This window comes from Candidatus Mycobacterium wuenschmannii (assembly GCF_030252325.1).
In the GTDB taxonomy this organism is placed as follows: domain Bacteria; phylum Actinomycetota; class Actinomycetes; order Mycobacteriales; family Mycobacteriaceae; genus Mycobacterium; species Mycobacterium wuenschmannii.
The window spans coordinates 1,584,293-1,596,515 of record NZ_CP126981.1 but is presented as its reverse complement, the minus strand read 5'-3'; the positions used below and the strand labels follow the sequence as shown (position 1 = coordinate 1,596,515).

Below are 12,223 nucleotides of genomic sequence, written 5' to 3'. Positions count from 1 at the left end.
ACGCCGAGGGCGAACAGCGTGGAGAACCGCGGTCTGAACGTCCTGCCGCGAAACTGAAGCGAGGGTTGCGCTTCCGCGGAATTTACAGCCCGGGGTTCTGTTTCGCGGTCGCGCGGGCTCACTTCAGCCCCGTCACGACGATCGAGCGGACGATGTGACGCTGGAAGATCACGAACAGCACGAGCAGCGGCACGATCGCCACCACCGTCGCGGCCATCACCAGCGTCCACTGCGAGTTGTACCGCGACTGCAGCGCTGCCGTCGCGACCGTCAGCACCTGCCACTTCGGCCCGCTGGTGATCACCAGCGGCCACATGAAGTGATGCCACTGCGAGACCACGGTGATCAGCATCAGGGTCACCAGCACCGGCTTGCTCGACGGAATCACCACGTGCACGATCACGTCGAGTGTCCGGGCGCCGTCGAGGTAGGCAGCGTTGATCAGGTCGGCGGGGATCGCGCGAAAGTACTGCCGCAGCAGGAAGATCGCGTACGGCGAGCCGAACATGAACGGCAACACCAACGCCCAGAACGTGTTTCGCATGCCCAGTTGCGCCATCATCAGGTATAGCGGCACGACGGTCACGCTGCCCGGCACCATCAGCGTCGCCAGATACACCCAGAACAGCGCGTCGCGGCCGGGAAAGTGCAACCGCGCGAACGCATACGCGGCCAGCACCGACGAGCTCACCTGTCCGAGCAGGATGATCGCCGTCATCAACGCAGTCACGGCCAGCGCGCGGCCGAACCCAGCGCCACCGAGGTCGCCGTAATTCGACAGCGTCGGCGGACGCGGCAGCGACAGGGGGGTGCCCGTCGCGAACTGATGCGCCGACGTGAACGACGTCAGCAGGCCAAGCACGAACGGCGCCAACGTGATCAACGCGCCGACCAGCAGGCCGGCGTAGACCAAGAGTGCGGCGGGCCTCTTAGGTGAGGTCATAGCTGACCCGCTTGCTGAAGTAGAGGTGCTGCATCACCGTGATGCCGACCAGGATGACGAACAACACGACCGCCATCACCGAGGCCCGTCCGATCGACGCGGCGCCGAATGCCTCGGCGTAGATGCGGTGGGCGACCAGGTCGGTGCGATCCTGCGGGCCGCCGCCGGTCAGCGCGTACACGGTGTCGAAAACCTGTGCGGCACTGATGACTCCGGTGACCAAGACGAAGAACAGTGTCGGGCGCAGCATGGGCAGCGTGATGCGCCAGAACCGTTGCCAGCCGGTGGCGCCGTCGGTGCGGGCGGCGGCGTGGATCTCGGCGGGGATGGCCAGGATGCCGGCGAGGAAGAACAGCGCGACGTAGCCGACGTTGGTCCACACCACGACCGCCGACACCACCGGCAGCGCCAGACCGGGATCGGTGAGCCACTCGATGCGATGGCCGAGCAGCGTGCTGACTGCACCGTCGGTCGGCGCGAGGATCCAGCGCCACAGCACCGCGATCGCCAGCGGCACGCAGATCCAGGGCAGCACGAACAGCGTCCGGAACAGGCCGCTGCCCGGCAGTTCGCGCGCCAGCAGCGCGCCGACGGTCAAGCCGAGCACGGTCTGGATCGGGACCACGATCGCCACGAACGCGCATGTCACCAGGAGGGAATTGCCGAACGTCCGGTCCGTCAGCACCGAGCGCCAATTCTGGCCTCCGACATACTCGATCGGCCCGAGCAGGTCCCAGCGATGCAGGCTCAGCCATACCACCACCAGGATCGGCAGTAACAGGAACGCGACAACGCCGAACAGGCTGGGCGCCAGCAAGGCGTAACCCAGCGCCGCCGATTGTCGCGGGCGCGTCCCCATAAGGGTATTAAAGCCGGTCGATACGGTAGGAGTCGTGACACCGAACCGGGGGATCGATGCCGACTTTCTCGGCCTGCCCCGCCACGAACTTGCCGACGCCGCGCTCGCCGCGGCCACCGCGGCCGGAGCCAGCCACGCCGACCTGCGCATTCACCGATTAATGAACGAGGTCGTCCAACTGCGCGACGGCGAACTCGAGACCGCGGTGCTCAACCGCGACATCGGCCTGGCCGTGCGCGTGGTCGTAGACGGCACCTGGGGCTTCGCATCGCACGCCGAGCTTTCGCCCGACGTTGCCGCCGAGACGGCGCGACGCGCGGTGGCGGTGGCCCGCACGTTGGCCGCGCTGAACACCGATCGCGTGGAGTTGGCGGCCGAGCCGGTCTATGCCGACGCGACCTGGGTGTCGAGCTATCGGGTCGATCCGTTCGCAGTGCCGCTCGCCGACAAGCTCACCGTGCTCGACGAGTACTCCGGCCGGCTGCTGGCCGCCGACGGCATCAACCACGTCTCGGCGAGCCTGATGTCGGTCAAGGAGCAGACCTTCTACGCCGACACCGCGGGCTCGTCGATCACCCAGCAGCGGGTCCGGATCCAGCCGCGGTTCGAGGCCATCACCGTCAACAACGGGTTTGACTCGATGCGCACGCTGGCGCCGCCTATGGGCCGCGGCTGGGAGGCGCTGACCGACGACGACGTGTGGAACTGGGGCGACGAGCTTGCGCAGCTGCCGTCGCAACTGGCGGAGAAGGTCAAGGCGCCCAGCGTCACCGCCGGGCCGACCGACCTGGTGATCGACCCGACCAACCTGTGGCTCACCATTCACGAATCCATCGGCCACGCAACCGAATACGACCGCGCCATCGGCTACGAGGCCGCCTATGCGGGCACGTCGTTCGCCACCCCCGACAAGCTCGGCGCACTGCAGTACGGATCGCCGATCATGAATGTGACCGCCGACCGCACCGTCGAATTCGGCTTGGCCAGCATCGGTTACGACGACGACGGCGTGGCCGCCCAGAGCTGGGATCTGGTACGCGACGGGGTATTCGTCGGCTATCAATTGGACCGGGTGTTCGCGCCGCGACTGGGCCAGGTGCGGTCCAACGGCTGCGCGTACGCCGACTCGCCACATCACGTGCCGATCCAGCGGATGGCCAACGTGTCGCTGCAGCCCGGTCCCGAAGACCTCAGCACCGACGACCTGATCGCCCGGGTCGACGACGGGATCTACATAGTCGGCGACCGGTCGTGGTCAATCGACATGCAGCGCTACAACTTTCAGTTCACCGGGCAGCGGTTCTACCGCATCCGCGACGGCCGGCTCGACGGTCAGGTGCGTGACGTTGCGTACCAGGCCACTACGACGGACTTCTGGAACTCGATGGAATCCGTTGGTGGACAGTCGACCTGGCGGCTCGGCGGGGCGTTCAACTGCGGCAAGGCCCAACCCGGCCAGGTGGCCGCCGTCAGTCACGGCTGCCCGTCGGCGTTGTTCCGCGGAGTCAACGTGCTCAACACGCGGACGGAGGGCGGCCTGTGATTCCCACGCAACAGGTCATCGACATCGCGCTGAAGACGGCTACCGAGTTGGGGGGCGCCACCGAGACCATCGTGCTGGTCAGCGACCGCTCGGCGGCGTCGCTGCGGTGGGCCAACAATTCGATGACCACCAACGGCGCGTCGACAGCGCGTCAGACCACGGTGATCTCGATTGCGCGACTTGGTGATACGGCCCGAGTCGGATCGCTCACCTCAGCGGAAGTGGAGCCGTCGGCAATCCGGGAGTTGGTCGCCGCGTCGCAGGCGGCGGCCACCGCGGCGCCCGAGGCACGCGATGCCGCGCCCCTGCTGAGCGGCAACACCGCACCCGGCAACTGGGATGAGCCGTCGCCCTGGACGGGCCCCGAGGTGTTCGCCGGCGTCGCCGAATCGCTGGCGCGCGGATTTCGCGGCACCGATCAGCTATACGGCTTCGCGCAGCACACCGTGGACACCACGTTTCTGGCGACCTCGACCGGGTTGCGGCGCCGCTACACCCAGCCGGCTGGCTCGGTCGAGATCAACGCCAAACGGGACGGTGCGAGCGCGTGGGTCGGCGTCGGGACACCGGATTTCGTTGGGGTGTCGGCGGATTCGATGTTGGAGGAGCTGTCGATGCGGCTCGGCTGGGCAGCCCGGCGCGTCGCATTGCCCGCGGGGCGCTACGAGACGATCCTGCCGCCGTCCGCGGTCGCGGACATGATGGTCTACCTCGGCTGGTCGATGACGGGACGCGGCGCACAGGAGGGACGCAACGCGCTGAGCGCGCCCACCGGTGGGACACGGGTGGGGGAGAAGCTGACTGACCTGCCGCTGACGCTGTACTCCGATCCCGCGGCGCCCGGACTGGACTGCGCGCCGTTCGTCACGGCCACCAGTTCGTCGGAGACGCAATCGATCTTCGACAACGGCATGAACATCGGGCGCATCGACTGGATCCGGGACGGCGCGATCAACGCGCTGGCCTACCCGCGGGCCGCGGCCGAGGAGTTCGGAGCGCCGGTCGCCGTCGCCGCCGAGAACATCGTGATGACCGGCGACAGCACCGAACTCGCCGACATGATCGCGCAGACCGAGCGCGGTCTACTGCTGTCGACGCTCTGGTACATGCGCGAGGTCGATCCGACAACCATGCTGCTGACCGGGCTGACCCGCGACGGCGTCTACCTCGTCGAGGACGGCGAGGTGACCGGCGCGGTCAACAACTTCCGCTTCAACGAGAGTCCGTTGGATCTGTTGCGGCGCGCGACGCAGGCCGGGATCAGCGAGCGAACGCTACCGCGGGAGTGGGGCGACTGGGTGACACGGGCGGCGATGCCGCCGTTGCGGATTCCGGACTTTCACATGTCGTCGGTGAGCCAAGCGACATAAGTTCACTCTTTGTGCCTAATTTGCGTTTGTGAGGCGCGAACCCTGGGTACTGTGATGCCGATCACATGACCGACCGGGGGGGTCCTGATGTCCAAGGTTTGCCTTGCACGTGCCGTAGGTGTCGCGTTCGCCGCCGCGGCGGCAGCGCTGTGCAGTTCGTCCGTCGAAGCGCGTGCGGACATCGACGCCGGGGCGGGGTTTCTCGACGGGTCGACCCTCGCGATCATCATGGGGCCCACCTACATACCCGACCCGACGTTCTTCCCGGGATACATTCCCGGTGCTGTCACGGAATACCTTCAGCCGCTGGGCTTTTCGGACAGCGGCACGGTGATCCCGTTGATCACCGAGGAGTCGCCGAACTTCGGGCCGTCCATCGCCTCCGGCGTGGACACTTTGGTGCATGCCATTGAAACCCAGTACGACGCCGGCGCATTCTCGGCCGACGACCCGCTCACGGTGTTCGGCTACAGCCAGTCCGCCGTCGTCGCATCGATGGCCGAAGAAGAGCTTCACGCGTACGGTATTCCGCTGACGGACCTACGTTTCGTCTTGATCGGTGACGCCGCCGCCGACCCGCCGTCGGGACCCACCGGCCTCCTCGACACCTGGGGTGCCACGCCGTTCGGGCAGTGGCTCAACGATTTGCTCGGCTGGTCGAACCTGAACGGCGTCACCACACCCAGTGATCTGTATCCGACCGACGTCTTCACCGTCGCCAACGATTTCTTCGCCGACACCGCGACGCCCGCAGACTTCATGGCGGATCCGCTAGGGGCCCTGTGGCACGACTTCATCGGATTTTTCGAGCACGGCGTTTACCTCGGCGGGTTGGCCGAATCCGAAATCCTGTCCGTGATCGACGCCGGTGGCATCGCTGACGGCGCGACGACGTACTTCAATCTGGCGGACCCGGTGGATCTCTTCAAGTCGCTGTTCGACGTCACGCTCGGGAGCTTCGGCATCGTCGTTCCGTAGCTGTCGACGGCGCCCGGGCGACATAATCGGCGTGTGGTGCATGACGATCTGACGCGATTGGTGGCGCTCTCCCCGGGCGATGGTCGGGTGACCGCGCTCGTTCGGCAGGTGTGCGGCCGGACGCTCGGGCTGCCGGCGCTGCCGTCTGAGGCCGATCCAGCTGACGATCGGGTGGTCGCCGAGTTCGCCGAGCAATTCAGCGTCGACGTCTCCGCTGTTGGTGGCGGACAGCGCTCGAAGCTATGGAAAGCATTGGGCGACAGCACCTTCAGCGTCGTCGTGCAGATGTATATCGCCGACTTCGTGCCGCGGGTGCGGGCGGGCCTGGAGGCTTTAGGTGTTGGCGGTGAATATCTCGGCTGGGTCGCGGGCCCGGTCGCGTGGGACGACGCTACCGACCCGTCCGACATCGTGTTCAACACGTTCTTGCCGACGGTGGCCCGGCTGCGCGCGCTCGATGCGTTGACGGCGGAGGTGGTGCGGTTGCGCGGCGCGACCCAGCACAACTGCCGGCTGTGCAAGTCGTTGCGCGAGACGACGGCGCTGGACGTCGGCGGCACCGAGACGCTGTACGAAGACATCGAGCGGTTCGAGGAGTCGACGCAGTTGACCGATCGGCACAAGGCGGCGCTGCGGTATGCGGACGCGCTGATCTGGTCGCCGGCGTCGATCGCTGGGGATGTCGCCGCCGGGGTGCGCGCGCACTTCTCCGACGCCGAGGCGGTCGAGTTGACCCTCGACGTGATGCGCAATGCCAGCAACAAGATCGCCGTGGCCCTGGGCGGCGACGCGCCGCGGGTCGAGCACGGCACGGAGCAATATCTGCTCGACGCCGACGGCCAGACGGTGTACAGCTGACGCCTGGCGCTAATCTCTACGTTGATCAGGGGCGGTAGCTCAGTTGGTTAGAGCCGCGGACTCATAATCCGTTGGTCGCGGGTTCGAGCCCCGCCCGCCCTACTCGATATCGCCTGGTAGACGCATTTTTGTCAACTGTCGAGCGCGCTGGTCACCGCGATTTGCCGGCGTCTTACCGGCGCATGGCGCGTATGAAGAGCGCTAGCTAATCCGGTCGCGGCGACACGCGGTTTAATTGCTCCCTTCACAACGAGCGATGTCCGAGGGACGCCATAGGCTTGGCGGATGGCGCGACAAAGGCTCTCCCACCGATTGAAGGGCGTTACACCTGACGGCCCGTTCGAAGGCGTCCCTGCCCATCTGCGCCATGTGGTTGGGATCTGGTTCCGGTCCGTGACTGGGCAAATCACTGATCGGCCGTATCGCGCGGCCGAGATGCGAGAGCTTGCTGTTCGTTTTCGACTCAACTTGCCCGCGAATTTCGAACTCCATCAGCTCACAGATCTTTTTGACAAAATGCTGGATAGCGAAGAGTTCGATTTGGACTTGCTGGATGCGACGCTGGACGTGTTGGGGCCAAATGCGAATGACTGGGAGAAGCTTCAGCATCACCTATCAATCGGAGCGTCGGCGTGGAGAGTTGCTGACGACCATATTTCGCTGACACGCGTTGTGGCAGATGAAGTGCAGGCAACCCTGGAAGCCGCGACTTCGGTGGCTGACGACGCTGCGGCTGAACTTAGAGAAGCTTGGGCGAATGCATTCGGCCGCAATGGCGACCCCTCCGACGCGTGGGATCACGCGATCAAGGCCGTCGAGGACGTGCTTGTCCCATCAGTGCTTCCGAACCAGCAGAACGCGACGCTCGGATCGGTCTTGGGGCACCTTCGGAGCCAGGGTGGGCTGTGGGAGATGATTTTGCCTGGCCAGGATCGGTCGAATGGCGTCGGTCCACTTGTAGCGATGCTGGAACTCATATGGCCGAACCATGACCGACACGGTGGCGCGGGGCCTAGGCGGGCGCCAACGCCTCAAGAAGCTCGCGCCGTCGTTACTCTCGCTGCAACCATCGTTCAGTGGCACCGAGAAGGCTGGGTTGTTCGGCGGCGATAGCAGTCGCGAAAGTTTAAGCGGCAGTCAAGCAATAGTTATTTCCTGCGCTTCTTGCGCGGTGCAGCTTTGCTCTTCGCACGGCGACCGACCTTGGTGGCACCCTTTGCGCGGGCCTGCTTCGCGAACTTCGACCGCGCTCCGGCCTGCTTCTTGGTGGCCATCGTGTCCTCTCTTTGGCTCTACCGCGCGATGCGGTTGCCGGGGCAGCCCCGGACCTCGTTGCGGGGGCGGCGGTGTTGCCGGGGCCGACCGACGCCGTACGACGGCGGGTCTAATCGCGGCGCGCGGGGCATGTACTGGCCGAGTTCGGACGGCGGCTCACCGTTCGCGTGCGGTGGCACGAGCCCTTCGCCCCACGACAGTTCGGTGTCGCCGGTCTCGTGTTGGTAGTTGAGCGGGTTGCGGGGACGGCGTTGTGGCTCAGGTCGCCACGGCGACGGCTCGCGCCACGGCTCGGGAGCTGACGCGGCCATGCCTAGATCGCAATCGTCCTCGGCGCGGTGTACGAGTTGCTGGTCGTGATCTGGCAGACCACAGCCGCGCCCCGGTGCCGCGTGCCCACGCCGAAGCCGCGCGCAAAGAAGCTCTCTTGCAACGGGTATGGGCCCCGGCCCGCTATTTGGCGGAGCCCACGATATGCCTCGGTCACGTGTTCCCGGAAGCCAATAGGGTTGACGGAGTTGTTCGGTCCGCCGGTGGCGAGCACGGCCACGTAGCCGCGAGGCACGTAGTAGCTCTGAATCAGCAGCGCGTTGCCGTAGCTGCCCCAAACCTCCAGGCCGCTGTACTCGCTGGCCGGCACAGCGCCGTGCACACTTTCGTCTGAAATCCAGGCCGGCATCAATGAACTGGGCACGAAATCCTACTTCGGCAGCGGGCCGCCCGACCGGTAGGAGATACCGGCGCGCCACGCGGTCATCGTCGCTGCTTCTACGTCTTGTGGGTTGGCGAGGATGACCATTGTTGCGCCGCTTGGTGTTCCGAACCCGTGTTCAGTGATATGCGCAATCATCAACTCGATGTCTTGCGAGTCGATGACGGTCGATCCGCTGGTGAGGTAGTGCGTGTGGTCACCTGCAAAGGTCTGACCCAGGTACGGCGGCGGGACCATACCGTCGGCATTCCACAACCGTAGCAAGTCTGGCCCCACTCGTTCAGTTGCGTTGCCGGAGTGAACAAACGGTTGAGCACCGTACCGGTGGTGAGCTTGTTGTCGGCCTCGAACACGCGGGTAACACCCGCGCGGCGACGAGCAGGCAGCGCCGCTGTGGCCGAATCGGGCGCTCGGCGGGGCGCGTAGGCGCGGGTGTAGAGCCATTGCGCCGCTTGACTTCTCGGAGCCGTGCGACATGGGCGCCTACTACCGGAACCTGCTTAAGCCCGCCTTGGAAGCGGTTGGGTTGCCCGCGAGCCGGCCAGCCACGCTCAGCGACGACGGCGCGGAAGTGCCCGCGGTAGAGGGCGTTCGGCTCCACGACCTACGCCACACGTTCGCGGCTCTACAGCTGTCGGCGGGCGTCCACTTCATGCAGGTCAGCCAGTGGCTCGGCCACGCGACCTATTCGCTGACGCTCGACGTGTATGGCGACTACATACCGGAGACGGACGGCGGTGCACTTAACTCGCTGCCAGAACCCAATGGTCGTCTCTACAGGACGTCTGGCAACGTAGTTAGTTTCACTGAGAGGCAGGCAAATTAGAAAGGAGGCTCGTCGTCCGCAGCTGGTGGATGAATTGTCGCCTTGATGATAGAAATTACGTCGACGAACTCGACGTCATTCGATTGCGGGTCAGGCTTAACTGTCAACGTCGTATCAGGCAACTCACCTTGAATGTCAGTGAGTTTCCCTTCAATTATTTTGCCGTTTCTCATTATAACGGTGATCGATTGGCCCCAAGCCGCCCGAAGCGCGTCGTACAGGTCACGCAAGTCCTTGTTGGATCTGGAAGGCGTCGCCGTGATGGTGCGTCGTCTGCTTTCAAAACTCTTTAGGCCACCATCGAGTACGCCTGGTCGCAGTCGGGCAAGCTCGTCGAAAATGCGCTCCGAAGTGTATAACTGGTCCTGACCTAGGCGCTCCATCATTCGCACTCGCTCAAGGATCTCCGCCATGAGGTCGACGTCGTCGCGCTTCCGCTGTTTCGTACTTGGCTGTCCACCAATCAATTTGATGACTTCGGTTATCTTCTCCTTCAGCGCGGGCCACTCGCGCTCAAAGGTGGCGTCGAGAATTTCAGTCGGCAGACTTCGGTCGCAGTTCTCGTTAATGCTGTTGATCAGACGACGAACGTCCTCCTTATCCGCTGCTGAGGTGAGTTGAAACTCGGAGAGCGGACCGGTCACATCGCTCGGCGCGAGGTCAATCAGGAGCGGACGGACGCGCGAATCCGTCGCTTTTGCGAGAGCGCCCGCCTCGAAGTTGAGCCATGGGGCATCTTGGTTCTCGCTAGTTACACAAACGATGGCCTCGCTCGTGGTTTCTAACCGCTTGGCTATCTCAGGACTCCAGCGAGCACCCTTGGCAATGCTGTTCGTCGACATGAACGGATCTAGTTCTTGGATGACCTGGCGCAACCAAGTCTGAAGGAAGGCGGCCAGCACTTGCGCGGGCCTGCCGGACCAGCTGACGAAAATATGCATTGAAGCTCCTGAGGACGGGCTGACTCATTGGCCCCCGCCTTCGCCTTGGGGTGTGCGCCTCAGCTTAGGAGAGGCTGATCTTCGCTCCGCCCGAGAAAGCCGAGTCATGCACTGTAATTCCCGCAACCTGAGTGCCCGGGGGTACGTCGAACGCCACCTTCGCCGTCAGGTCGAAACCGGGGTTGAGATCAATGACCATTGAGTCTCCGGAGTCCGAGTTCAACGCCGAGTCGGCCGTTGAGTCAGAGGCGTATTCCCTGCCGGCAGTGTCGAAAAGCTTCTGGTTGTTCGAAAAGAACGACTGAGGCTGGTTGCCGGTGTTCTTGACCGTCATTGTCACGATCACGAACTCGCCTCGCGCCGTTGCCGTTCCAGCTGTAGGCGCCCTCTGTACGTTGGTGACGGTGAACGCGAACTTTCCGTCACGAACTTCCTGCCCAATGCCGTTGGCCGGCGCGCTCTCAGACGGGTGAGAGCCACTGCTAGGTTCGTTGCTTTTAGACGCGCTCTCGATCGACGAACCGATCGAGCCGATGATGGCAACGCAACCGCCGAAGAACAGCACGACGACGGCGAGCAAGATCCACGGCCACTTCTTGCGCTTCTGCTGCGGTTGTTGGTAGTAACTAGGCGGTGGGGGATAGTAGCCACCCGGTTGCTGCCCGCCAAGCGGCGGCTGCGGCGGCTCAGTTGGCTCGTCAGGCACGTTGCATTCCCCCGGGTCGAATCTCGGCAATCGGCTTGCGCAGACTACCGAACGCGATCCGGCTGTGACCGACTTTGGCCATACCTGCGGCCGGGGTGTCGCTAGCTAACTCGCTCGTCCCGGCGACCGGGGGCGCATTTAGGCCGTACCGGACCCGTACTGCGCCCGTACCGGCAACGCTCAAAGATGGTGTTATGCAGGCGATATGGGTCGATTGAGCTAACCATCCGCGCTGGTCGTTGCGGCGCTGTAAAGGGACTCATAATCCGTTGGTCGCGGGTTCGAGCCCCGCCCGCCCTACCGAATGTCCAGGACTCTCAGTCCAGGTCGGCGAGAGCCTTACGGGCGGCGTCCAATTCGGCTTCCAGCGCCGCGACCTTGGCGGCCTGCTGCGATCGTGCCTCTTCGATGACCTCGTCGATCGGGGTTGATAGATCTTCGTGCAGTTCCTTCGCAGCCCGGGAGACAGCGGCGGCCGCGACGGCGAGATCGCGCGCCAGATAACTGGTGCCCTGCTTGAGTTCCGCACGCCATTCGCCGTCGGCGGTGCCGGTGACGGTCAGCGTCAACTCGAGGGTCTTCGCCTTCTTGCCGGCGGCCTTCTTGGCCGGTGCCTTCCGCGGCTTCTCGTCTGCCGTCGGTACAGCGGCGGGCGCTGGCTCGCCGACCGGCGCGGTGCGCTCGGCGTCCGATTCCCACGTGTTGGGAATGTCGAAATCGGCGTGTGAGGCTTCCGTTGCGAGGGTTTCTGCAGTCATCATTGAGTCGTTCTCCTCCTGAGTATCTGCCGCGGTGAACGGTTCTGACGGTCGGACAAAATTAGAACATATGTTCGATACACGATCAAATCCGACGGCCGTGTCGATCGGCGCGATCTCCACGAGAAGCGTTGTGCCACTCCGTATTTAGGCTCTGCAGTTCGATCAACCGTGCGGCGCGGCGTGTCTAGCGACCGGGCTTACCACGCAAATCTCATAGCGGATTCAAAGAAGGACAATTCGTGCGGTCAGACGACCCGAGCTAGAGCCGGCAACGCGATGTCACCGGGTCGTGCCGACGCCTCGGTTGGTGCGGCTGACGCTTAGCGATCTCGGCCATTTCTGCACGTTAAGCACCGTCCCTACGCCGCGGGACGCCACCGACATACGGCCGGTGACGGTCCGGGTGCCGTGACACCATTGCCGCAAACGCGGAGTTTGCTCGCGGCAACCG

At 64.4% G+C, this 12,223-nt stretch carries 15 protein-coding genes and 1 tRNA gene; 7 read left to right on the top strand and 9 right to left on the bottom strand.

The window, feature by feature from the left end; all coding sequences use genetic code 11:
- Positions 1-118: 118 nt before the first annotated feature.
- Both PT015_RS07770 and PT015_RS07765 read right to left on the bottom strand, forming a co-directional pair.
- The gene (locus PT015_RS07770) at positions 119-943 is read right to left on the bottom strand and encodes a carbohydrate ABC transporter permease (protein ID WP_285190054.1); all 825 of its coding nucleotides are present in this window, start codon (positions 941-943) and stop codon (positions 119-121) included.
- Entirely contained in the window at positions 930-1,802 is an 873-nt protein-coding gene (locus PT015_RS07765) for a carbohydrate ABC transporter permease (protein WP_285190053.1), read from the bottom strand. The genes PT015_RS07770 and PT015_RS07765 overlap by 14 nt, the downstream gene beginning before the upstream one ends.
- Positions 1,803-1,836: 34 nt before the next feature.
- Between PT015_RS07765 and PT015_RS07760 the strand changes: the two genes are divergently transcribed.
- The 6 genes from PT015_RS07760 to PT015_RS07735 all read left to right on the top strand — a co-directional run bounded on the left by PT015_RS07760 (position 1,837) and on the right by PT015_RS07735 (position 7,664).
- Positions 1,837-3,345 carry a TldD/PmbA family protein gene (locus PT015_RS07760; RefSeq protein WP_285190052.1) on the top strand — a complete coding sequence of 503 codons (1,509 nt, stop codon included), beginning with the start codon at positions 1,837-1,839 and terminating at the stop codon, positions 3,343-3,345.
- Positions 3,342-4,715 carry a metallopeptidase TldD-related protein gene (locus PT015_RS07755; protein ID WP_285190051.1) on the top strand — a complete coding sequence of 458 codons (1,374 nt, stop codon included), beginning with the start codon at positions 3,342-3,344 and terminating at the stop codon, positions 4,713-4,715. Before PT015_RS07760 ends, PT015_RS07755 begins: the two co-directional genes overlap by 4 nt.
- A gap of 87 nt (positions 4,716-4,802) precedes the next feature.
- On the top strand, positions 4,803-5,693 hold the full coding sequence (locus tag PT015_RS07750) for a PE-PPE domain-containing protein (RefSeq protein WP_285190050.1): 891 nt from the start codon (positions 4,803-4,805) through the stop codon (positions 5,691-5,693).
- A gap of 33 nt (positions 5,694-5,726) precedes the next feature.
- Positions 5,727-6,551: a carboxymuconolactone decarboxylase family protein gene (locus tag PT015_RS07745; RefSeq protein WP_285190049.1), complete on the top strand. Its 825-nt coding sequence runs from the start codon at positions 5,727-5,729 to the stop codon at positions 6,549-6,551.
- A gap of 28 nt (positions 6,552-6,579) precedes the next feature.
- A tRNA-Ile gene (locus tag PT015_RS07740) sits at positions 6,580-6,653 on the top strand.
- Between the two features lie 291 nt (positions 6,654-6,944).
- Positions 6,945-7,664, top strand: coding sequence for a hypothetical protein (locus PT015_RS07735; RefSeq protein WP_285190048.1), 720 nt, complete (start codon positions 6,945-6,947; stop codon positions 7,662-7,664).
- Between the two features lie 35 nt (positions 7,665-7,699).
- On the opposite strand, the gene PT015_RS07730 is transcribed toward PT015_RS07735, so the two are convergent.
- The 4 genes from PT015_RS07730 to PT015_RS07715 are packed head-to-tail and all read right to left on the bottom strand — an operon-like array spanning position 7,700 to position 8,793.
- Positions 7,700-7,825, bottom strand: a complete 126-nt coding sequence (locus PT015_RS07730) for a hypothetical protein (RefSeq protein ID WP_285190047.1) — start codon at positions 7,823-7,825, stop codon at positions 7,700-7,702.
- Between the two features lie 18 nt (positions 7,826-7,843).
- Positions 7,844-8,137, bottom strand: coding sequence for a hypothetical protein (locus PT015_RS07725; protein WP_285190045.1), 294 nt, complete (start codon positions 8,135-8,137; stop codon positions 7,844-7,846).
- A gap of 2 nt (positions 8,138-8,139) precedes the next feature.
- A complete protein-coding gene (locus PT015_RS07720; protein WP_285190044.1) occupies positions 8,140-8,520 on the bottom strand; it encodes a hypothetical protein in 381 nt (126 codons plus the stop codon).
- A 6-nt stretch (positions 8,521-8,526) separates the two neighbouring features.
- Positions 8,527-8,793: a hypothetical protein gene (locus PT015_RS07715; RefSeq protein ID WP_285190043.1), complete on the bottom strand. Its 267-nt coding sequence runs from the start codon at positions 8,791-8,793 to the stop codon at positions 8,527-8,529.
- 220 nt (positions 8,794-9,013) lie between these two features.
- On the opposite strand from PT015_RS07715, the gene PT015_RS07710 reads away from it, so the two are divergent.
- Positions 9,014-9,364 carry a hypothetical protein gene (locus PT015_RS07710; RefSeq protein ID WP_313825840.1) on the top strand — a complete coding sequence of 117 codons (351 nt, stop codon included), beginning with the start codon at positions 9,014-9,016 and terminating at the stop codon, positions 9,362-9,364.
- Here PT015_RS07710 and PT015_RS07705 read toward each other — a convergent pair.
- The 3 genes from PT015_RS07705 to PT015_RS07695 all read right to left on the bottom strand — a co-directional run bounded on the left by PT015_RS07705 (position 9,361) and on the right by PT015_RS07695 (position 11,769).
- Positions 9,361-10,305: a TIR domain-containing protein gene (locus PT015_RS07705; protein ID WP_285190042.1), complete on the bottom strand. Its 945-nt coding sequence runs from the start codon at positions 10,303-10,305 to the stop codon at positions 9,361-9,363. The genes PT015_RS07710 and PT015_RS07705 overlap by 4 nt on opposite strands.
- 64 nt (positions 10,306-10,369) lie before the next feature.
- Positions 10,370-10,885 carry a DUF4352 domain-containing protein gene (locus PT015_RS07700; protein WP_285190041.1) on the bottom strand — a complete coding sequence of 172 codons (516 nt, stop codon included), beginning with the start codon at positions 10,883-10,885 and terminating at the stop codon, positions 10,370-10,372.
- A 443-nt stretch (positions 10,886-11,328) separates the two neighbouring features.
- Positions 11,329-11,769 carry a DUF6319 family protein gene (locus PT015_RS07695; protein ID WP_313825839.1) on the bottom strand — a complete coding sequence of 147 codons (441 nt, stop codon included), beginning with the start codon at positions 11,767-11,769 and terminating at the stop codon, positions 11,329-11,331.
- Positions 11,770-12,223: the final 454 nt, after the last annotated feature.